Origin of the sequence: Nonomuraea indica, from assembly GCF_002850745.1 — a bacterium.
GTDB lineage: Bacteria > Actinomycetota > Actinomycetes > Streptosporangiales > Streptosporangiaceae > Nonomuraea > Nonomuraea indica.
In genome coordinates this window covers 57,511-79,129 of sequence record NZ_KZ559469.1, presented here as the reverse complement: position 1 = coordinate 79,129, position 21,619 = coordinate 57,511, and the positions used below count along the sequence as shown (strand labels likewise).

Sequence of the window (21,619 nt, the reverse complement as noted above, 5' to 3'; positions counted from 1 at the left end):
CTCGATGAGCTGTGCGTCGGTCTCAGCGGTTGGCGGAGCCGACTGCGGAGGGGGAGCTGGCATGCCTGCCCTTCGGAGAAGAACCATGGACACGCCTACTTCGCCGTTCCCCTGATTCGTATTCACACCCAGCAGATCATCCCTGCACCTGATCTTCTGCACTCGGCTTCCGCTGGCCCGAGGGGCGGACGCGACAGCCCGTAGCCAGGTGCCGCAGCTGCCCTGCATGGCGTCTTCCACAGGGACAGACTGAAGCGCCTGGCTCACGCACCGTGCTGCGAGAGCCGGTCAACGTGCCTTACATGCCGAAAGACGTCGCGACGGCGCGCTCGCCGATGGATGCCGGGCATGCGAGCGAGCTTGCGCGCACACCCATCGTGACCAGCACCGTCAGGTGGGAAAGAGCTCACATGTGAAGATGACCACATGATGGAGAAGAGCCGCGAGGAAAGGCCTGTGGTGCGCAGAGCCGTGTACGTGGGTGCGGCGCTCCTGGCTGGCATCCTTGTCGTGGCCCTGATCTGGGGTGAGGATCTGCGCTTCATGCACTCGTCAGGGAGCATGGAGGCGGTCGCCCGAAGCTTGGGGGAGGGCGTCGAACTCAGGGATCAACGCATCGGAAGCCTCTGGTTCGAGTTCGTTTACCGGGAGGGCGAAGTGGTCTACTTCTCCCGAGGCACGGGGTGGGGAGGGGACGGCTACGGCTATGTCTGGAGCCCCGTGGGTCGGCCGGGCGATGTCGGGCACGTGAAGGGGCCTTGGTACGAGTTCCGGAGCGATGCGCACCAGTGAGCTGCTTCACCCGTCTACCAGGAGCTTCTTCATGTCACCGGCTGAACACCGACATCGCGATCATGCTGTGACCACGGCACCTGTCGGGGAGGTTGGAAAGGGTTCCCTGAACGTGGAGAGCCCTCTTCGCGCATGACATCAGGCCGTGCTTTTGAGTGCTTCGGCGAAGACGTCCACGGCGGTCGCCGCTTGCTCGGTGATGACGTGGGCGTAGACCCGGAGTGGTGATGGCGGGGTCGGCGTGGCCGAGTCGGGCCGCGACGACATGGACTGGGACGCCGGCCAAGAGCAGGGTCGTGGCGTGGATGTGGCGGAGGTCGTGCAGGCGGACGTGGGGGAGTGGCGTCTTGGGGTTCTGCTTGTTGTGGGTCTCGATGAGCTTGGGCATCAGGTGACTGGGCGTATCGGGGAAGGGAGGGTCTCCCCAGCCGGTCGTGAACACGTAGGCGCTGCCCCTCCATGCTTCCCCGACCTTCAGGCGGTCTTCGTCCTGGCGGGCGCGGTGGGCTTTGAGCACCTTGACGGTGGTGGGGGCGAGGGACACGACGCGGGAACGTCCGCTCTTCGTCGTGCCCTCCACACGCTGGCGGTCGATCACTGCTGCCGTGCCGGTTACATGGATCTGGGGCTTGTCCAGGTCGACGTCCGCCCAGCGGAGGTTGAGTAGTTCGCCCCGGAGGGCACCGGTGTACGCGGCCAGGTGGAAGAAGGCGAACAGGCGGTGGTCACTGGCGGTGTCGAGGAAAGCCCGGAGCTGGGCGGGTGTCCACACCATGCCGGGTTCTGTGGACGGAACGCGGGGAGCCTGGTGCGTTCAGCCGGGTTGGTCGGCAGGAGTTCGTCCACCAGGATGGCGTCCGTCAGAGCCTTACGGGGCACGGTGTGGACATGCTTGACGGTGTTCGCGGCGAGCGGGCCGCCACGCTTGGCGCCGTTGGTCAGCAGGTCGCGGTAGAACTTCGTGATCGCCGACGGGCGTATGGCCTGGAGACGAAGGGTGCCGATGCGGGGCGTGATGTACAGGCGGGTCATGTCGCGGTAGCCCTTGAGGGTGCGCGGCTTGATCTCGGTCGCATGGCCCTCGATCCACTCGGCAAGGTACTCGGCGACGGTGATGGTGTTGCGGTCGATGTACACCCGTCGCGCCTCACGCGTGCCTCGTCTCGGGCGGCCTTGGCGTCGTCCTCCGTGTCGAAGCCGCCAACCCAGCGAGGCCGGCTCCCCGGTTTCAGGGTCTCGGACGCGGACCACGTATGGCGCGCCGCCACACGGATACAGCCCTACGATCGCCCCGTGTGGGCCGGCCTCGGTTGGAGGTCGGGGGCGATCACGATCCGGTGCTTCGTTCCTCAGCACCGGCTCACCGGATAACGGCCGCCTGCCCGTACTTCCTCGCGCATGCCCACGCCCGTACCCCGCCATCCGGCCAAGAACACAATTCCCCTCATCGGCAGGAGCGGAGCGTGGCCTCTCATGTGGCGATCTTGTGCATCGCCCGGAAAGAGGCATCATCTGTGCATGAGCTACGACCTTGCGGTCTGGGAGGGCGAGCGCCCGTCCAGTGATCAAGAAGCTGGGGAGACGCATAGTGCCCTGTACGCGCAATACATCGACACCGACGTTGAAATCCCGCCGACTCCCTTGATCGCAAAGTTCGTTGAGCAGCTCTTGCAGCGCTGGCCGGATCTGGACCATGTAGACGAGGATGACGACGAAGACATTCCCTGGTCCACGTCTCCACTGATTGGAGAGGCGGCAGGGCCGTACATCTACTTCCCTATGGGGTACCGCCGGGCAGAGGAAGCCTTGGCGTACGCGGTCCAGGTCGCGGCCAAATTGGGGCTGAACTGCTATGACCCTCAGGAAGATCGGCTTCGAACGTGATGCTGCGACAGAGCGGACTACAGAGCCCGCCCTAGCGCGTGATCGTCGTGCCATTAGCATGCCATTAAGGGCGGCAACGAGGGGCCAACCACGGTCACTCACAACCGGCCTCAGCCGCAGGTCAATGCCCCCACGAGTCAAGATCCATGCAATTCCCAAGCTGACAGTTCTCTTACCCTCGTCCTCATGACGTCACCGCGTGAGCTTCCTGCCGACGTCGCCCGCTTGCAGGACATGCGAGACTTCGCCGCCTACCTGGAAATCATGGCGGACGACTTCGACACCGATCGTGCCGACTGGGAACGGCAGCGCCGTGAGGGCAAGCGTTCGTCGATGGGCGCTGGAGCAGTATGTACGTCGGCGACTTCCTCAGAACGTGGGCGGCCTGGCTCCAGGACGGCTGTCTTCGCGAAGGAGCTCCGTTCAAGGACGACGTCGACCCGCTGACGTGGCAGTCGCTCGCTCTTCAGATCCACGTCGCCCACCTGTACGAGTAGGTCGTTGCGGGAGCCACCTTGGGAGCCACTCGGACGGACGATCATGAACCGAGGTGAACAGGCCTGAACAGCCGGAGGGTTGGCGACCAGCGTGGCGAACGCGTCCGGACGCCTATGAAGGTTGTTTGGGGACCTCGTACACAGAAGGTCAGGGGTTCGATTCCCCTCGTCGGCTCTGCAGCAGGGAGCCTCTGAACAGGCGATTCGCCGTCAGGGGCTTCTTGGCTTGTTGGGGTCTCGATGAGCTTGGGAATGAGGGAGCTGGGTGTGTCCGGGAAGAGCGGGTCTCCACAGCCGGTCGTGAAGACGTACGCGCCGCCGCGCTTCCAGGACTCGCCAAGCCTCAGGCAGTTCTCGTCCTGGCGGGCCCTCGACCCGCTCGGTGAGGTGCGCCTTGGCCTGGTTCAGGTGGGTGCTGTGGACGTTCACCGCCAGGTCGGCGCGTAGAGGGGCCGCACGGCCGTCCGTACGCGCCAGGGAAGAGGCTCAGATGTCTGGTTCGTGACGACGTCATGCCTGGTCGATGATCGCGTCTCTGGTTGGTGGGGCCGCTGACCAGCAGGGTTGTACTCAGTCGATGTGAAGGAGTCGTCATGAGTGCCCTGCTCCAGCGCCGGGAACTTCGGAAGGTCACGTCCTCGTGGCACAAACCGCTCGCCTACTGTGCGGCGGCGATGGCGATGCTGGCCCTGGTCAGCGCGCTGGGCCTCGTGGTCGACGGGCGGACGCTCATGGGGCAGAGCGTGTGGCTGAAGCCGTTCAAGTTCGCGGTCTCGTTCAGCCTGTACGCGATCACGCTGGCCTGGATGATCGGCCAAGGGGGGCGCTGGCGGCGGACGCTGTGGTGGCTGGGCACCGTGGCGGTGGCCGGGTTCGTCATCCCCGAGATCGCGGCCATCACCTTCCAGGCGGCGCGCGGCGTGCCCAGTCACTTCAACCTTTCCACCGGGCTGGACACCACCGTGTTCATGGTCATGGGCGGGGCCGCGTACCTGGGCTGGCTGCTGACCTTCGCCATGGGGGTCTTCCTGGTGGCGCAGCGGCGGGTGGACAGGGCGATGGCATGGGCCATCCCGCTCGGGCTGATCATCTCACTGGCCGGCATGTCCGTCGGCTACCTGATGACCGCCCCCACGTCGTACCAGGCGGAGCAACTGGCCAGGGGGCTGAGCCTGACCACGATCGGCGCGCACAGCGTCGGCGCGCCCGACGGCGGGGCGAGCATGGCGGTCACCGGGTGGGAGACCGGTTCGGGTGACCTTCGGGTGGCGCACTTCGTTGGTCTCCACGCGATGCAGGTGATCCCGCTGGTCGCGATCGGGCTGCGCATGCTGGCCCGCCGCCTCCCCGCCCTGTCGGGCGCCGCCGCCCGCACGGCCCTGGTGATCGTCGCGGCGTTCGGGTACGCGGGGCTGACCGGGCTGGTGTTGTGGCAGGCGCAGCGCGGACAGGCGCTCCTTCGCCCCGACGCCCTGACGCTTCAGGCCGCGCTCGGCCTGTGCCAGCTGGTCGCCGCGTGTGTGGCCCTGATCCTGGCCGTGTCCGCCCGGCGGGTGCCCGGGCTCCGGGTCCGGGCGTTCGCCGAGCGTTGATCCCCGCACCCGGCCTCCCGACGCCCTGTCGCTGGAGGGCCTCTTCTAGGCTGCACGGGTGCACAAGCAGGCGAAACTGATCGTCGCCGTCGTGTTCGCCGGCTTCGCGAGCGTCTACGTGGCGGCCGGGGCGCCCTCGGCGTTGGCCGTGTTCGCGGTGCAGGTGCTCTTCGCCCTGCGGCGTCGGTGGTGGCTGGTGCCGGTTCAGGCCGTCCTGGCGTACGGGTCGGTGCTGGTGTTCGGCTCCTCGGTGGGCATCCTGGGCTTCGTGGGCGGCTCGCTGCTGCTGACCCCGCTCTGGCCGTTCGCCCTGGCGGTGGTGGCGAGCGCCGCGCTGCTCGGGCCGCCCGACCCGGTGATCAGCATGGTGTTGGTCTCGCTGGTCGTGTACGGCCTGACCAGGATGATCGACCGGATCGACGAGGTGAACGCGGCCCGGCTGTCGCTGGCGGTGACGGCGGCGGCCGAGGAGCGACTGCGCATCACCGCCGAGCTGAGTGAGGGCCTGGGACGGGCGCTGTCCACGATCGCCGAGAGCGCGCGTACCGGGACTCCTGACGTGGAGACGGCGCGTCGCTCGCTGGCCGAGGCCAGGGCGGCGGCGGCGAGCTACCGGGCCATGTCCCTGGCCCCCGAGATCACCACCGCCAGGGCCATGCTGACCGCCGCGGGCGTCGCCGTGGACGTGCGCGTGAGCCACGCCGAGCCGCTCGGACCGGCGGGCGCGCTCCTGGCGGCCGTGCTCAGGGAGGCCGTGACGGACGTCGTCCGGAGGTCCACGGCCACCGTCTGCCGCATCGAGACGTTCACGGAGGGCGCCGCGGTATGGCTGCGCGTCTCCGACGACGGCGCGCGGACGGCCGGCGACGAGAACCTCGGCGACCTGCCGGAGCAGATCGAGAAGGCGGGCGGCACGCTCACCGTCGGGCTCACGAGGGATGCCCGGATGACCGTGGAGACGACCCTGCCCGTCACGCGCCCGCCCGTCCAGCCGGCCCGCGACAGCGCGTCGGCGATCGCGTTGCTGACGGCCGTGCTGGTGGGGTTCTCGGTGAAGGCGCTGCTCGCGGCCGGCTCGCTGTGGCCGGCGGCGCTGCTGGCCGTCATCGTCGTCATGCAGGTGCGGTCGGTCGAGGGCCGTCATCCCGTGGCTCTGTCGATCATGGGGGTGCTGACGTTCGCCCCGCTGCCGCTGTTCGGGCAGGCATGGCTGGGGGTGGCGGGATTCCTGGCAGGGCCGATACTCCTGGCCTTCCCGTGGGCGGTGGCGCTCCCGTTGGTGGCGGCGATCGTGGGGGTCGTCGCGGTCTCGGGCGTGCTGCTCGCCCTGCCGGTCCCGCTGACCGTGAACTACGCGATCAGCACGGTGGTGAGCGGCCTGGTCGTGTACGGGCTGCTCAGCCTGGCCCGGATGGCGAGGGAGTTGCGCGAGTCGAGGGACGGGCCGGCCCGCGCGGCCGTCGTCGAGGAACGGCTGCGAGCCGCCCGCGACCTGCACGACCTTCTCGGGCACACCCTGGCCGCGATCCTGCTCAAGTGCGAGCTCGCCCGCAGGCTCGACGCCGAGCGCGCGCGCAAGGAACTCCAGGACGTCCTGACGATGACCGAGCGGGCCATGGAGGACCTGCGGACGGTGTCGGGCAGGCACGGCGAGCTGTCGCTGACCGCCGAGGCGGAGTCGGCCCGCGCGCTGCTGTCCACCGCGGGCGTCGAGGTCGAGCTCGACCTGGGCCACGACGCCCTCGGCCGGGACGTGGAGACCACGCTCGGCGTCGTGCTCAGGGAGGCGGTCACCAACGTGCTGCGGCACAGCTCGGCCCGCCGCTGCGTGATCACGACCTCCGTGCGGGACGGCATCGTACGGTTGAGCGTACGCAACGACGGCGTGCGCTCCGCGAAGGGCCGCCACGGCTCGGCCGGGATCGGCAACCTCACCACCCGGCTGGCCGCGCTCGACGGGCGGCTGGACGTCACCCACGAGGACGGCTGGTTCGAACTGACGGCCGAGGCCCCGACGCTGACCTGGGCCCCCGTCCCGAGCCGCCCCAGCCGGAGCCGGCGCAGCTAGATCCAGCCCGCCTCGGAGGCGATGCGCACGGCGTCGGTGCGGTTGCGGGCGTTGAGCTTGGTCACGATCGTGGTGATGTAGTTGCGTACGGTGCCGGCGCTGAGGAAGAGCCGCCCGGCGATCTCGGGCGGTTCGGACCCCTCGGCGACCAACCGCAGGACGTCGGCCTCCCGCGCGGTGAGCGGATTGTCGGCCAGGTCCCACGCGGTGACGGCGAGCGAGGGGTCGAGGACCCGTTCGCCCCGCGCCACCTTCCTGATCGCGGACGCCAGTTCCTCCGGCGAGGCGGTCTTCAGCATGAAGCCGTCCACCTGGGAGGCGAGCGCCCGCCGGAGGTGGCCGGGCTTGCCGTGGCCGGTGAGCATGAGCGTGCGGCAGCCCGGCGCCCTGGTGCGCAGCTGCGCGGCGGCGTCGAGGCCGTCGATCGCGCCCGGCATGTCGATGTCCAGGACGGCGACGTCCGGCCGGTGCACCAGGGCGGCGGACACCGCCGCGTCCCCGGACTCGACCGCCTCCACGATCTCGATGTCGGGTTCGAGGCTGAGCAGGGTCACGAGCGCTTCCCTGATGACGTGCTGGTCCTCGGCCAGGAGCATACGAATCACCTGACCATTATGTCCGGATCATGATGACGTCATGGCCGGGTCGTGAGCGGCTCTCTGGTGGCCGAAAGCGCCGATCAGCAGGCTTGGAGCCATGACAGAAGCAGTGCGGATGGACACGGTGAGCAAGGTGTACGGCAGGGGCCGGGGCGCGGTGGCGGCCCTGCGCGAGGTGTCGGTCGGCATCCCGCGGGGCACCTTCACCGCCGTCATGGGCCCCTCCGGCTCCGGCAAGAGCACGTTCCTGCATTGCGCGGCCGGGCTGGACGTCCCCAGCTCGGGATCGGTCCGGCTGGGCGGCACCGACCTGGCGGGCATGGACGAGAACGCGCTGACCGAGCTGCGGCGGCGCCGGGTCGGCTTCGTGTTCCAGGCCTTCAACCTGGTCTCCGCGCTGACCGTGACCGAGAACATCACGCTGCCGCTCAGACTGGCCGGCGCCCGGATCGACCGGCCCTGGCTGGACGAGGTCGTCCACAGGGTGGGGCTCGGAGGGCGTACCGGGCATCGTCCCGCCGAGCTGTCCGGCGGCCAGCAGCAGCGAGTGGCGATCGCCAGGGCGCTGGTGACCAGGCCGGAGGTGGTGTTCGGCGACGAGCCGACCGGCGCGCTGGACACCATGACCGCCCGCGACGTCCTGACCCTGCTGCGGGAAGTGGTCTCGGCGCTCGGCCAGACCGTGGTGATGGTGACCCACGACCCGGTGGCCGCCGCGTACGCCGACACCGTGCTCTTCCTGGCCGACGGCCGGATCGTGGACGCGATGCCGGCCCCGGGCGCCGACAGGGTCGCCGAGCGCATGACCCGGCTGGGGGCGTGGAAGTGATGATCTCCTTCGCGTTGAAGACGATCGGCCGGCGCAAGGCCGGGTTCGCCGGCGCCTTCGTGGCCCTGCTCTGCGCGGCCGCGCTGGTCACCGCCTGCGGGATGCTGCTGGAGACGGGGCTGCGCGGCGCGGTGGAGCCTGAGCGGTACGCCGGTGCCCCCGTCATCGTGGCGGGCGACCAGTACGTCAGGCAGACCAAGGAGAGCGGCAAGGAGAAGGCCAAGCTCCTGTCCGAGCGCCGGTGGATCCCGGCGTCCCTCACCGAGGAGATTCGCCGCGTCCCCGGCGTCACGAAGGTGGTCACCGAGGTGACCTTCCCCTACGCCGGGTACACGGCCCACGGCTGGGAGTCAGCCGCGCTCACCCCGTTCACGCTCGCCAGGGGCCGTGCTCCCAGGGCGGCGGACGAGGTCGTCGTGGACGCGCGCAACTCCGGCAGGGCGATCCCCGGCCACCGCGTGGTGGGAGTGACCGCGCAGGCCCTGCCGGGCCAGGACACGATCTTCTTCGCCACCGGCGAGGCTCGCCGCCTGGCCGGGCGCGACGGGCTGGTGACGGCGATCGGCGTCTGGCCCGCGGTCGGCATCGCCGTCGAGGGCGCCGTGGCCTACACCGGCGACGAGCGGGGCGCGGTCGAGTTCCCCGAGGCGGAAGGCTCCCGGGTCAAGCTCGTCAGCCTGGGCGGCGCGCTCGGCGGCACTTCGCTGCTGGTGGCGATCCTCGTCGTGGTGGGCACGTTCGCCCTGTCCATGCAGGAGCGCCGGCGCGAGATCGCCCTGCTGCGGGCCGTCGGCGCCCTGCCGCGGCAGGTCAGGCGGCTCGTCGGCGGGGAGGCCCTGCTGGTCAGCGTGGCCGCCGGGCTGCTCGGCTCGGGGGCGGGGGTCCTGCTCGGGTTCTGGCTGCGGTCCGCGTTCGTCGAGCTGGGCGCCATGCCCGCGAACCTGCGGCTGGTGGTCAGCCCGTTCCCCGCGATCGTCGCCGTGCTGACCACTCTGGTGGCCGCGTGGGTGGCGGCGCGGGTCTCCGCCCGCCGTACCGTGCGGATCAGGCCGGTGGAGGCGCTGGGAGAGACGGCGATGCCTGCCGCCCGGCTCCCGGTCGTGCGGCTGGTCGCGGGCCTGCTCGCCGTCGCCGGCGGCGTGGTGCTGACGATCGTGCTGTCCGGCCTGAACACGGAGGCGGCGTCCAGCCCGGTGACCCTGCTGACCGCGCTGGTGTGGACGGTCGCGGTCGCCCTGCTCGGGCCGGTCGTCGCGCGGGCGGCGGTGGCGCTGCCGCTGCGGGCGCTCGGCGTGGCCGGCTACCTGGCGCGGAAGAACCTGCTCGCCGGGCCCGTACGGCTGGCCTCGGTGATCACGCCGTTGACCCTGATGACGGCGATGACGTGCACGATCCTGTTCATGCCGGCCACGATGGGGCACGCCGCCCAGCGCGAGGTGGCCGCGGGCGTCAAGGCGGACCACGTGCTCGCCCCGGGCGCGTCCCCGGCCGCCGTGCGCGGGGTGCCCGGGGTGCGCGCGGTGACCGAAGTGCTGCGCACCTCGGTCAGGATCGACCTCGAGAAGTACGCCGCCCAGGCCGTCACACTCGACGGCCTCGACCGGACGCTGGACCTGGGCGTGGTGGCGGGCTCGCTGGGCGGATTCGGCGACGCGTCGGCGGCGATCAGCCGCACCGCCGCGTCGAGGCTGGACGTGAATGTCGGCGACCGGCTCTCCCTGGTGCTCGGCGACGGCACGCCGGCCGAGGTGCGGATCGTCGCCGTCTACTCCCGCGGCCTGGGCTTCGGCGACCTGACCCTCTCGTACGGGCTCGTCGCGGGCCACGTGGACGATCCCCGCGGCACCCTCCTGGTGGCCGGCGGCGCACGCGACGCGCTTCCCGCCGGTACCGCTCCCGGACACGAACCGGCCGGCTCCGCCGACGCGGCGGTCGCGTACGTCGCCATGGGGCTGATCGTCGCCTTCTGCGCGATCGCCGTGGTCAACACCCTGGCGATGTCCACCCTCGCCCGCTCGCGCGAGCTCGCCCTGCTACGCGTGGTGGGCACGACGCGGCGGCAGGCGGCCCGGATGCTGCGCGCGGAGACGCTGACGGCCCTGTTCGTCGCCGTGGCCATCGGCACACTGGTCTCGCTGGTCGCGCTCGCGGCGTTCAGCAGGGGGATGACGGGGTCGGCGCTGCCGTACGTGCCGCCGCTGACGTACGCCGGGGTGATCGCCGCCGTGGGCGCGCTGGCGCTGACCGCCACCGCGGTCCCGGCCAGGTTCGCCCTGCGTCCCCGACCGGCCGACGCGCTCGGCGCCCGCGAGTGACCCCAGGGTCAGGCGGCCGTACGTGAGCTCTCCGGTGACACGTTCGTGACGGAACGGCGCACACAAAGGCGATCATCGACGCCGTGCACGCATGTCCGTTATGTCACCTCTCGCCCCTGTGTGCGGGTCGCCCTCCGCCGCCGGACCTCGCCCGCGATCGCGACGTCCGGGAAAGACGTCTGGGACATGGGTGCAACCCTTCGCCCGGCGGGTGGCGTTGGAACGGGTGAGAGGAGCTCATATTGGATCGTCACGACGACTTTCGCGAGTTCGTGCTCGCCCGCCAGCAGGGGCTGATGCGGACGGCGTACTTGCTCACGGGAGACGCGCACCTCGCCGAGGACCTGCTGCAGAGCGTCCTGATCAAGGTCGCGCGCCGGTGGTCCAAGCTGTCCGGCGACGGCAGTCCTGAGGCGTACACCCGCAAGGCGCTCGTCAACCAGTACATCTCATGGAAGCGTCGGCCGCAGCCGGAGGTGCTGAGCGCCGATCTGCCGGAGCATGGCACCTGCCATGACGACGCCGCGCTTCAGCGGATCATGTTACGCCAGGCCTTGGCCAAGCTGGCGCCCAGACAGCGGGCCGTGATCGTGCTGCGGTTCTGGGAGGACCTGACCGAAGCGCAGACCGCCGAGGCGCTCGGCTGCGCGCCCGGCACCGTCAAGAGCCAGGCCCATCGCGCGCTGGCCCGCCTCCGGGCGCTCGCGCCCGAACTGGCGTACCTGCTGAACGACCCGGAGATCGTGGAGGTGGCCCGATGACGAGGCTGCGTGAGGCGCTGGACGGCATCGCCGCGGAGGCGCCTTTGGTGGACCTGGCCGACGTGGCTGTGGCGGGCCACCGGCGCCGGCGGCGGGCGACCGCCGTGCTGGCGGCCGTCGCGACGGTCGCGGTGGTGGGCGCGGCGAGCGTTGCGGTGACGCTGCCGTGGCAGCGAGCCGACCGCACGGCCACGCCGCAGCGGGTGGACACCGTCGCCGACCTGCCGGACGGGGCGGTGGGGCCGATCGCGTACGCGTTCCAGACGCCCTGCAAGACCCAGAGCAACCCACTCCGTATCGACTGCGGCACGGTCGAGTGGCGGGTGGTCACCCGGAGCGGCAGGACCTACCGGGTGCCGCAGGCGCTGGTCAGCACCGCCAAGGACTACAGCGTCCCTGTCGCGATCAGCCGCGACGGGCGCATGCTCGTCTACTACAGTCGTCAGGCCCAGGCGCACGTGGTTCGTGATCTGGTGGGCGGCACGCAGGTGACCTCGCCTGTCACCGTGAAGGAGGAGCGGATCGGCGTAGGCTCCATGCTGGCGCTCTCCGACGACGGCCGCTACGTGATCTTCGATCCGCGCGAGGGGTCCAAGGATCCCGGCGTGCTGATCGACGTGCGTACCGGCCGGCACCGGCCGGTGGACGGCAAGTACGAGGTGGTCAGCATCAAGGGTGGCGTTGCCGAACTGGTCCGTTACGTCAAGACCGACCTGTGGCAGATGCCGGTCGCCGGCGGCGGCCGGCCGGTGCGCTTCGACGGACGGTTCATCATGTTCAGCGAGATCGCTCCGGATGGCCGCACGGTGGCCGCCTTCGAGTTCCCGGACCACACCAAGCGCAGGCTCACCGTCTTGGACGCCAAGACCGGCCGGACCCTGCGGAAGGTGCCGATGCGCGGGTTGCCCTCAGGCCGTGACGGTGCCGTGACGGGCACCGCTCTGTGGACCAGCGGACGCGAGGTCGTGGTCGTCTACGGCACCAAGGACGACGTCCGCACGTACGCGGTCAACATCGACACCGGCAAGGCCCGCCAGGTGGCCCGCTACCCGGCAGGCGGGAAGGCGCAGCAGCTGGTTCTGCCCGGGGTCGCGAGCCAATAGGCGCGGGGCAGCCTCCTTGTTGTCCAGGCACTGCTGCATGAGCTGGGAGTATGCCGCCCGCTCACGCAGCAGCTGCTTACGCCCCTGGGCTACTGTTCGCACCTTCCAGATCCTGAAGTGCGCGACGCCGCGCCGCTGATACGCGGCGACCTTGGTGAAAGGCGCCATCACCTGTCCGACCGCTGCACCGCGGGCCCGGTTTCGTCGGTGGACGCTGGGAGCATGGTGGGATGATCGCGACTCCTGGTGAGTACGCCTGGCTCACCGAAGCGGCGGCAGACCGGTCCTTCACCTACGTTCGCGGCCTGACACCCGAACAAGTGGTGAGCCGGCGCAGCGGCCGCCCGGATGACTTCGCGCCCATGACGTACGAAGAATCCGTCGATGCCGCCTCCCGTTCCTCGGGCCCCGGAGTGTTCATCGGCCTGACGGTCATCGGCGACTGCTCGCCACTGGAGTGAGGTTGAGCGCGGAGTGGGTGAACGAAGCGCCGTCCTTTCTCATGGGTTGAGTGTCGGCTTCGGCCGGGGTCGCCGTTGACTGTTCGGGATGCCGCTTGAGCGGTCCCTATAGTTCTGTTCGTGACGATTCCATCAGTGTTGCGGGAGTCACTGCGTGATCCGGTGTTCTGGGCGCGGTACACCTTCGCCTATGAGGAGGGACCCGGGGCCGATCGGCTCGGTGACCTCGAAGGCCTGCCGGACGACGACGATGACGACGATGACGACGACGCGGATGAGGATGGCGCCGGCTCGTCGCTCGACGTGGCCTTCGAGGTCGGCGACGGTCACCACGCCGTACTGAGCATGGACCCCTCGGCCGACTCCTACAGCCTGCTTGTCACCACCCCTGACTCGGCCGAGGCGGCCGAGCTCGGATGGGACGACCTCGCACACTGGCACCCGCACGCGTTGCGCTGGTCCGAACTCGACCTGATCTGCCGGGCGATCGCCGCACGGGATCCGGAGCTGCGGCACCCCGGGGCTCCGCTGGCGCTGCTGTGCCGATTCGCCGCCGTCTTCGACGATGACGACGTGGACCAGGCCGTCGCCGTCGTCGAGGAGGCGTATGCCGCTCTCCGCCCTCCGCGTTGGGAGGGCTACTGGCCGTGCGGCGCCGACTGGCTCGAACGTGCCGACTTCCGTGGTGTGAACGTCATCTGGCAGCGGGACGAGGCCGGCAACCTGTGGGCCCATCAGGACGACCACGACGACGAACCCTTCTACAGCACCCGGACAGGCCCGGATACCGGCGCGCCCGACGGGTTTCCGCACGCCCCGCTCCGGGCCGTGCTGAGCGCTGCCATGGCGACGGTGGGCGAGGGGCCGCCCGGCGCTGACGGACGCACAGGTTGATCCACCTGGTGGAGTACGGGTGCTCCGGACGCGTACGGGATCTCGCGCGGGCCCCTCGTAGCCCGGGGCCGGCTCACTCTTGGTACGGGCAGGTGTCGCGGTAGGGCACCTCCTTGAGGGAGGCGGCCCAGTCGGCGGGGGAGAGGGTGCGCCCGGCACGGCGGCACACGTCCTGGACGATCCGCTCGGCACCGATGGGGATCCTGTGGACGGCACCCCAGTCGGCGGCGTAGAGGGTGGAGCCGTCCGGGCTGAAGGCGAGCGAGGTGATCTGGGAGCCGTGCAGGTTGAACGCGCCGCCGAGCCGCCGCATGGCGTTGACGTCCCAGATCTGGAGGATGCCCTCCATGGTCACGCCGGCGAGCAGATCGCCCTTTCGCGAGAAGGCCAGTTCCGCGATCTCTCCCGTCGTGCCGCGGAGGACCGGCGTGATCTGGTCGGGCCCCTGGACCGTCCACATCGCGATGCGGCCGGCCGGGCCGGCGCTGAACGCCAGCCGCCCCTGGTCGCTGACGGCCACCGCGGAGGCGCCGCGCACGACGTCGAAGGCCGCGCCGTCCGGCTTGCCGGTGGTGAGGTCGATGAACCTTCCGGAGGTCGAGGCGAGGCGCCCGTCCGGCGTGTACGGCCCGCCGCCGATCCGCGAGCCGAACGTGCGCAGGACGCGCCCGCCGGCGGTGTCCAGCACGAGCAGCCGGAAGCCGGCCTCCTGGGAGGACGGCCGCAGCGTGAGCGCGACCGTCCTGCCGTCCTGGCTGAAGTCGGCGCGCTCGGGGTTGTTCGTGTCCGTGTGGGGTGTGGCGATCCGCCAGAGCTGCTCGCGTGTCGCGAGGTCGATCAGCCGTACGCTCGCGATGTCGGCGATGAGCATGCGGGCGCCGGTCCGGTCGAACCCCCATGCCCCGAACTCGCCGAGCGGGAACGTCGCCACCTCCGTGCCGCCGCGCAGGTCCCAGAGCCCGAGGCGGTTCTCATCGGGGTCCTCCATCGCCGCCCACCGTCCTCCGGGACTGAGTTTCGCCGCCCCCTTCCGGACATGGACGGCGCCGGCTCCCGGCGACAGGTCGAGGCTGATGACCATGTTGTCGTGGAGGTAGCGCAGGGTTCGGCCGTCGGGGTCGAACCGGAGGTCGGTCAGCTCGTCCTCGGCCCGGTAGGTGAGGACCTGCTTGCGGCCGGCGACCTTCCACACGCGCAGCTCGCGTTCGGCGAAGGCGGCCAGGTAGCCGCCGTCCTGGCTGAAACGCAGCCGGGCTCCGGGCCTCGCGCAGACGTCGCACGCCCAGTCGTCGTCGCCCCGCTCGTGCTCCCGGCCGGTCGCCGCGTCGACGAGCGCGATGGTGGCGCCCGCGCAGGCGACGGTCCTGCCGTCCGGGGTGAAGGCGGCCACGTCCGCGTGAGCGCGGCAGGGCGCCAGGCGCCGCTCCCGGGTCCAGCCCGGCAGTGCCAGCTCGTCGAAGCGCCCGCCCGTGAGCAGCAGGTGTTCGCCTGTCGGATCGACGAGCGGAGGCTGCGACGGCACCGTGCCGCCGTCCGTGTGGAGAGCCCCGCCGAACTGCTTGCCGGTCGCCACGTCCAGCAGGTGGACGATGTCGCCTTGGCGCGTCACGGTGAGGATCGACTCGTGCTCACCCCAGATCGCCTCGAACCCGCCGCGTTCTGGCAGGGAGCGCCGCACCAGTCGCCTGCCCGAGGCGAGGTCCCGGACTTCGAGCTGCGAACCGATGGTCAGGGCGAGCAGTCGGCCGCTCCTGTTGAGCGCCGGTCCCTCGGGAGTCCCGTCCTTCAGGCTCGGACTTGCCCAGCCACCGGTGCGTCTGCCGGTACGGACGTCGTAGACGTTCACGCCGGCCTCGCTGACGCTGACGAGCGTGCGGCCGTCGGAACTGAGAGCGCGGCGGGCGATGCCCTTGACCGGGGGATCGCGGAAGACCGCCGTCTCGTGCTGCTGCAGGGAGGCGACGAGACTTGATCGGGTCTCCGGCTGCGGTGAGACCCGCCAGGCGGCCACGCTCAGCAGCATCGCCTTGACCGGGTCGGTCGTGCGCATCCGGTCGGCCTCCGCCGCCACCTGCTTGGCGGTGAGGATGTCGCGCTGTTCGGTGGCCTGCTGCCGCTGGTGGACGGCCAGCCCCCCGGCGATCATGGCCACGACCAGCGACCCGGCCAGCGCGATCGTGGTCAGCGTCCTGCGGCGGGCACGCTTCCTGGTCAGCTCGGTGCCTGCCCGCAGGAAGTCCCGCTCGGCGGGGGTGAGCGTCACGTGACGGCGACCGGTCGCCGCCCAGCTGATCGCCTGCTCCAGGCGGCTGCCCTGGAGCAGGTCGCCGTCCCGCCTGCCGTTCTCGGACCAGCGCCGTGCCGCCGCGGAGATCTGGCCCAGTGCGGCCAGGCCGTCGCGGTCGGCGTCCACCCACGTGCGCAGCCGCGGCCAGGCCCTCAGCAGCGCGGGCCTGGACAGGGCGACCGAGGTGTCGTTCGTGGTCACCACGTACGAGAACGCCCGCAGGATGCGCTCGATCGCCGCCGCCTCGCGCTCCGGGCGCCCGCCGTACAGCTCCTCGCGCGAGGCCCACCGCCCGCTCTCGTGCCCGTCCTCGTCCACGGACACCATCCGCAGGAACACCTCGGCGGCCAGGTCGCGCTCCTCCGGCGTGAGTGCCGCGTAGGCGTCCTCCGCGATCGTGCCCAGTGCCGGGTCACCCTGGTCGGGACCGTGCACGCCCTGCGCCGAGCGGCTGCCCGCGGCCAGCAGGGCCCTGGTGTCGGCGGCGTTGCCGTTGACCAGCGCGAGCAGCAGGTCGCGTGCCGCGGGCCTGGCGGCGGGATCCTTCGCCAGCGCGGCCGCCACCAGCCGGGCCAGCCGCCGCGGCAACGCCCGCAGATCCGGTACGGAGGACAGCACCTGGTGCATCACGCCGCCGAGGGTGTCCGCCTTGAACGGGTCCTGCCCCGTGGCGGCGAACACGATGACGGCGCCCCACGCGAACACGTCGGCCGGCGCCCCCGCGCGCTGGCCGATGAACACCTCGGGCGCCATGTAGCTGGGCGTGCCCGAGACCTCGCCCGTCCTCGTCAACGTCATGTCGATGGTGCGTGCGATGCCGAAGTCGATCACGCGCGGGCCGTCCGGGCCGAGCAGCACGTTGTCCGGCTTCAGGTCGCGGTGGATGACGCCCGCGTCGTGGATCGCGGTCAGCGCGGTGGCGATCGCCGTCGCCAGCCGGTGGAGGTCGTCCTCGGCGAACGTGCGGCCCTCGCTCACGGCCTTGCGCAGGCTCGGCCCCGCCACGTACTCCGAGACGATGTACGGCTTGCTTCCCTCCAGGTCGGTGGCGAGCACCCGGGCCGTGCAGAACGAGGCCACCCGGCGGGCCGCGGTCGCCTCCTTGGCGAAGCGGTCACGGCTGCCGCCGTCATCCGACGCGTGCAGTACCTTGACGGCGACCCTGCGTCCCTCGGGGTCGTAGGCCTCGTACACGACTCCCTGGCCGCCCGCGCCGAGGCGTCCGGCCAGCCAGTAGTCCCCGATGTGCTGCGGATCCCCCGCGCTCAGTGCCTCCACGGCGTGTTGGATGAAGATTTTTCGCCCGAAGTTGCCACATGATCCGATCGGAGTGGCTATGCGGGGAACTTGGCCCGGCTGCTGACAACGGGAAGCGGGGCCGGTTCGACGCCCAGCTCGCCCATCGCCTCGACGTACATGCGGTAGCGCCTGCGCGCTTCCCCGTGACGGCGGGCCATGGTCAACGTCCGGACCAGGTCCAGGTGCGCCTCCTCGTCGAAGGGGTCCCGTTCGAGCAGCCGCAGGAGATAGCGGACCGCCCTGTCGTGTTCCGCGGCCTGCTGGGCACGGCACGCCAGCGTCCTCAGCACCGCCTGGTAGACGGCTCGCGCCTCCTCCCGCAACGGCTCCAGCCATTCGGTGTAGGGGGAGTCCTCGCAGACGTCGCCCGTGTAGCGCGCCTCAGCGGCGGCAAGGAGGTCGTCATCGTGCGTGGCGAGCGCTTCGGTGGCAGCGGAGAGGAACTCCTCGACGTCCACGCGGAGGCCGACGAGCCGGATGGTGTACTTGTCGCCTCGCACGAACTCCCCGGCGCCGAACTTCCGCTGCGGATCGAGGACAGAGCGGACGGTCGACAGGGCGACCGAGAGCCGGTTGGCGCATCGGACGGGGTCCTCTCCCGGCCAGAGAGCCTCCATCGCCGACTCCCGGGCGACGGGCCGCCCTCGCTGGCAGACCAGCCACGTCAACAGGTCCCGAGCCTTCCGTGACTGCCACTCGGCGGCGGTGACGGGGCGTCCACACCGGCTCAGCCGTACCCCGCCGAGCACGCAGAAGCGCACCGTGCCGGGGTCCAGGAGCGCGACCGCCCGCAGCAGCCCCGCGCCGGAGCCGTGCGGACCGTGGATCCCGGCGCGACGCAGCTCGCGCGCCGCCTCGCGGACGCCATCACGCCGGCCACCACGATCGGTACGGGTGAGAGACGCCCGGGCGAAGCCGTTGCGCGCCAGGCCCAGCGGGTTGCCGATCTCCGTCCAGACCTCGGCGGCGGCCGCGAGCAGCTCCTCGCGTTCTTCGGGCGAAGCGGCCACTGCGACGGCCGACAGCTCCAGCGCCTCGGCCATGGCCGCCTGATCTCGCCGGTTCGCGGCGGCCGCCCGGGCGGAGCCGGCGTAGGCGGCGGCCTTGGCCCGGTCGCCGGCTTCCGCCCAGACCCAGCCCGCGGCCAGAAGCGCCCCGACCTGGCTGGATCCGCGACCCGCGGCCACCGCGCGTTCGGCGAGCCGGACGGCTCGCTCGGGGTCGTCGACGACGTGGACGCGAGCCAGCCCGGCCAGGGTGGACTGGATCAGATGCACGTCCTGGAGCTGGTCGGCGTGCTTCAGCGCGTTCTCGTAGCTGAACCTGGCGCGCACCAGGTCTCCGCGCTCCAGGTGTACCTTGCCGAGGCCCGCCAGGGGATGGCCCAGCTTGTCGCTGCCGACCCGGCCGAGGATCTCGCTCGCCTCCCCGAAGTCGGCCAGGGCTTCGTCGAGCCTGCCGAGGCCCAGGAGTGCCTCCGCGCGGTTGTGCAGGGCGATCGCCGCGTTGACCGGGGCGCCTGCCAGCTCCGCCCGCCGTACCGCGAGCTCCAGGTCGGCCAGCGCCTCGGCGTACCGCGCCTCCTCGGTGCGGTGCGAGGCCCGGTTGGCCAGGACGCGTACGGCCAGCAGCAGGTCGCCCGCGCTCTCCGCGGCGGCGAGCGCGAGCATGCTGTGCCGTTCGCTCGCGGCCCGGTCGCCCTCGTCGTGGGCGGTCATGGCCAGCGCGGTGTGCGCGCACGCCGCCGACCGCTCGTCGCCGCAGACCGTCGCGATGGCCAGGGCGCGTTCGGCCAGCTGCGCCGCGCCCGAGAGGTCGCCGACGAGCCAGCGGGCGCTGGCGGTCCAGGCGAGCAGCATGGCCTCGTGGGGGGAGACCTCGTCGGTGAGGACACCGCGCTCGAACGCCTCCAGCGCCGCCCGGTAGTCGCCGCGATGATAGTGAATCATCCCGATCCGCCATGCCACGGCGGGGTCTGTGGCCGTGGCATGGCGGAGACAGTCGAGCGCTCCCGCCCAGTCGCCCCGCACCTGCCGGGCCTGCCCCTCGGCGAGGTCGACGGTGGACGTCCGCAGCTCCGCCGGGACCGCGCGGCAGGCCCGCACCACCTCCACGGGACGACCTTCGGCCAGCAGCGTGTCCCACCAACGTTCGATCATCGCGACGAGGTGGGCGGGGTCGGTCGCGACGGCCAGGGCCTCCTTGACGAACCCGTGTTCCTCGTACCAGCGGGCCGCCTGTGAGGCGCGCTCGCGGTCGGCGCCTGCGAGGCATTCCCGGATCAGGGTCGTCACGACGTAGCCGTCGTCACATTCGGTGATCACGATGTGCTGGGCGGCCAGCGTGCTGATCTCGTGGGGGGAGATGTCGAGGCCGATCGCCGTGCACAGCTCCGGGGTGAACCAGGGCAGCGCCGCGGTGGCCCGCAGGAACTCCTTCGTCCGCGCGTCGCCGTCATGGAGCACCTCTTCGACCAGATAGTCGAACAGCGGCCCGGTGGGCGCGGCGAGGCGCTTCGACCGGTCTTCGGCGGGCAGGCCGCGGAGCCGGCTCAGTGCCAGGCGCACGGCGACCGGCCAGCCGGCGGTGAGCGTCTGGATCTCCTCGGCCGGCACGTCGGCGTCCTCCTCCAGGACGAGCCGGGCCAGCGATCGGGTCTCCTCGGGTGTGAAGGCCAGGTGTCCGGCCGAGACCCGGAACACGTGACCCAGGCCGCAGAGCCGCTGGATCGGGAAGGGCGCCTCCGAACGCGAGATCAGCACCAGGTGCAGGTTGTCTCCTCCGTGCCGGCACAGCCCTTCGAGCAGACGGCTTCCGGCCGTCTGCGGGGTGAGCCGCTCCGCCTCGTCGATGACGAGAACCGTGGAGCGCGTCAGTGCGGCACCGAGTTCGGCGGCGAGTGCGGCCGTGCGGGCGGGGTCGTCCGCGGCGGGCCCGATCGACCGGGTCCATGCCGGAGGCGCCCCGAGCCCCTCGCAGACCTCTTCGACCAGGGTCGCGTCGTCGGCCCGGGCCACCCACGTCACGGGTACATCAGGCCGCGTCCGCGCCCATGCCCGGACGGCCGACGTCTTCCCGCCGCCCGGTCCCGCCGTCACCACCGTGAGGCGGTGCCGCACGATCTGATCCAGGAAACGCATGAGCTGGGGGCGTGGCAGCAGGTGCTCGGTCGCCGTCACAGGCGCAGTATCCGCCGAGCCCATCTCCCGAGCAACTGAAAGGGCAATGCTTACCGTTATCTCTGCTTTTGTCCCCCAACATGGTTCTCTCTGACGGCCGCCCGTCTGACAACAGCGGCCACGGGCCCGCTCGGGTGGCCCGGAGGAGCCTCCGGGCCACCCGGCCCGTCAGTCCCCGGCCATCACGGTGAAGGCGAACCCGGTGGTCCTCGTACGGCGCAGCGGGACGTCGCACTTGATCCGGCGCAGCACCTCGTTCCTGCTGAGGCCGAGCCCGTGCGCGATGAGCCGCTCCGGACGCACCGGCACCGGATCCTCGAAGACGACCTCCACCCGGACCGGCCACGCCTCGTCGGGCCGCGCCGGCGGGGTGTCGAGCCGCCAGGCCCCCCTCCAGTCCAGGGTGAAGCGGTTGCGCCGGGCGATCAGCGGATCCAGCAGCTTGGACGCCACCAGCTCCGGATCGTTGGCGTGGTAGCCGTCGAGCTCGGCCGGATCGAACGATCTGACCGGCGCTCGCTCGTGCACGGCGAGCTTGCTCGTCCGATCGCAGGACACGCAGCGGACCAGCAGCCACACGTCCAGCAGCTTGCTGTTGGCGTTGACGCGGAACCTGCCCGCGCCGGTGGTGGCCGACTCCGACTGGCAGTCCACGCACCGCAACGACAGCAGAGGCAGCCTGGTCCGGCGGACGAACCAGGGCAGCACGATATGAGGTTGTGAAGACATGATCTCTCTGGATCTGACACGAGGCCGATTGCGCGCGGCCTCAAACGCCGTAGGACCGGGCGCACGCGGGCAGCCCGGCAGAGCCGGCGGGAGGGCCGGCTTGAAGGTGAGCGGAAGAAGGTGTCAGATCTGCAGAGCAGGCGGGGTCACGCGGGTCGTCCTCTGTCCTCACTACGACGGGCCGCAGAATCCTAAGGGCACGCGGACGGAGCGCTCAAAAGGTTTTCCTGCCGTGCGGCTGGGACCGGTGCCCCCCGGCGGGCCGACCGGGCGACGGATCGGCCGCGCCGACCTGACTTCCGGCGGGGCGACGAGGTGACGAACGGCGGA

The 21,619-nt window shown here is 71.1% G+C and carries 17 protein-coding genes; 11 read left to right on the top strand and 6 right to left on the bottom strand.

The features are described 5' to 3' along the window. Positions 1–426: 426 nt before the first annotated feature. Positions 427–792, top strand: coding sequence for a hypothetical protein (locus CXR44_RS11880; protein WP_101785608.1), 366 nt, complete (start codon positions 427–429; stop codon positions 790–792). A gap of 34 nt (positions 793–826) precedes the next feature. On the opposite strand, the gene CXR44_RS11875 is transcribed toward CXR44_RS11880, so the two are convergent. Then, entirely contained in the window at positions 827–1,492 is a 666-nt protein-coding gene (locus CXR44_RS11875; RefSeq protein WP_425437416.1) for a site-specific integrase, read from the bottom strand. Next, positions 1,405–1,929: an N-terminal phage integrase SAM-like domain-containing protein gene (locus CXR44_RS40820; RefSeq protein WP_245899099.1), complete on the bottom strand. Its 525-nt coding sequence runs from the start codon at positions 1,927–1,929 to the stop codon at positions 1,405–1,407. The genes CXR44_RS11875 and CXR44_RS40820 overlap by 88 nt, the downstream gene beginning before the upstream one ends. Before the next feature lie 381 nt (positions 1,930–2,310). Between CXR44_RS40820 and CXR44_RS11865 the strand changes: the two genes are divergently transcribed. From CXR44_RS11865 to CXR44_RS11850, 4 genes are all read left to right on the top strand, one after another. Further along, positions 2,311–2,676, top strand: coding sequence for a hypothetical protein (locus tag CXR44_RS11865; RefSeq protein WP_101785604.1), 366 nt, complete (start codon positions 2,311–2,313; stop codon positions 2,674–2,676). 350 nt (positions 2,677–3,026) lie between these two features. Further along, positions 3,027–3,173, top strand: coding sequence for a hypothetical protein (locus tag CXR44_RS39365; protein WP_180903343.1), 147 nt, complete (start codon positions 3,027–3,029; stop codon positions 3,171–3,173). Between the two features lie 593 nt (positions 3,174–3,766). Beyond that, entirely contained in the window at positions 3,767–4,765 is a 999-nt protein-coding gene (locus CXR44_RS11855; RefSeq protein ID WP_101785600.1) for a hypothetical protein, read from the top strand. 58 nt (positions 4,766–4,823) lie between these two features. After that, positions 4,824–6,833 (top strand): sensor histidine kinase, encoded by a 2,010-nt coding sequence (locus CXR44_RS11850; protein WP_101785599.1) that lies wholly within the window; start codon positions 4,824–4,826, stop codon positions 6,831–6,833. Here CXR44_RS11850 and CXR44_RS11845 read toward each other — a convergent pair. Continuing rightward, positions 6,830–7,438 (bottom strand): response regulator transcription factor, encoded by a 609-nt coding sequence (locus CXR44_RS11845; protein ID WP_219601763.1) that lies wholly within the window; start codon positions 7,436–7,438, stop codon positions 6,830–6,832. The genes CXR44_RS11850 and CXR44_RS11845 overlap by 4 nt on opposite strands. Before the next feature lie 91 nt (positions 7,439–7,529). Here CXR44_RS11845 and CXR44_RS11840 point away from each other — a divergent pair, with 91 nt between their 5' ends. The 6 genes from CXR44_RS11840 to CXR44_RS11815 all read left to right on the top strand — a co-directional run bounded on the left by CXR44_RS11840 (position 7,530) and on the right by CXR44_RS11815 (position 13,795). Next, the gene (locus CXR44_RS11840; RefSeq protein WP_219601762.1) at positions 7,530–8,261 is read left to right on the top strand and encodes an ABC transporter ATP-binding protein; all 732 of its coding nucleotides are present in this window, start codon (positions 7,530–7,532) and stop codon (positions 8,259–8,261) included. After that, positions 8,261–10,576, top strand: a complete 2,316-nt coding sequence (locus CXR44_RS11835; RefSeq protein WP_101785596.1) for an FtsX-like permease family protein — start codon at positions 8,261–8,263, stop codon at positions 10,574–10,576. The genes CXR44_RS11840 and CXR44_RS11835 overlap by 1 nt, the downstream gene beginning before the upstream one ends. Before the next feature lie 242 nt (positions 10,577–10,818). Continuing rightward, positions 10,819–11,337 (top strand): SigE family RNA polymerase sigma factor, encoded by a 519-nt coding sequence (locus CXR44_RS11830; protein WP_101785594.1) that lies wholly within the window; start codon positions 10,819–10,821, stop codon positions 11,335–11,337. After that, positions 11,334–12,440 (top strand): hypothetical protein, encoded by a 1,107-nt coding sequence (locus tag CXR44_RS39360; RefSeq protein ID WP_101785592.1) that lies wholly within the window; start codon positions 11,334–11,336, stop codon positions 12,438–12,440. The genes CXR44_RS11830 and CXR44_RS39360 overlap by 4 nt, the downstream gene beginning before the upstream one ends. A gap of 230 nt (positions 12,441–12,670) precedes the next feature. After that, positions 12,671–12,901: a hypothetical protein gene (locus CXR44_RS11820; protein ID WP_101785590.1), complete on the top strand. Its 231-nt coding sequence runs from the start codon at positions 12,671–12,673 to the stop codon at positions 12,899–12,901. 120 nt (positions 12,902–13,021) lie between these two features. Then, entirely contained in the window at positions 13,022–13,795 is a 774-nt protein-coding gene (locus CXR44_RS11815; protein ID WP_101785588.1) for a hypothetical protein, read from the top strand. A 73-nt stretch (positions 13,796–13,868) separates the two neighbouring features. Here the strand turns inward: CXR44_RS11815 and CXR44_RS11810 are convergent, their stop codons facing one another. From CXR44_RS11810 to CXR44_RS11800, 3 genes are all read right to left on the bottom strand, one after another. Beyond that, the gene (locus tag CXR44_RS11810; protein WP_180903341.1) at positions 13,869–17,360 is read right to left on the bottom strand and encodes a serine/threonine-protein kinase; all 3,492 of its coding nucleotides are present in this window, start codon (positions 17,358–17,360) and stop codon (positions 13,869–13,871) included. 56 nt (positions 17,361–17,416) lie between these two features. Further along, positions 17,417–20,560: an AfsR/SARP family transcriptional regulator gene (locus tag CXR44_RS11805; protein ID WP_180903339.1), complete on the bottom strand. Its 3,144-nt coding sequence runs from the start codon at positions 20,558–20,560 to the stop codon at positions 17,417–17,419. Positions 20,561–20,728: 168 nt separating this feature from the next. Continuing rightward, complete coding sequence (locus tag CXR44_RS11800) at positions 20,729–21,268, bottom strand: DUF1062 domain-containing protein (protein WP_245899098.1); 540 nt, start codon at positions 21,266–21,268, stop codon at positions 20,729–20,731. Positions 21,269–21,619 lie beyond the last annotated feature (351 nt).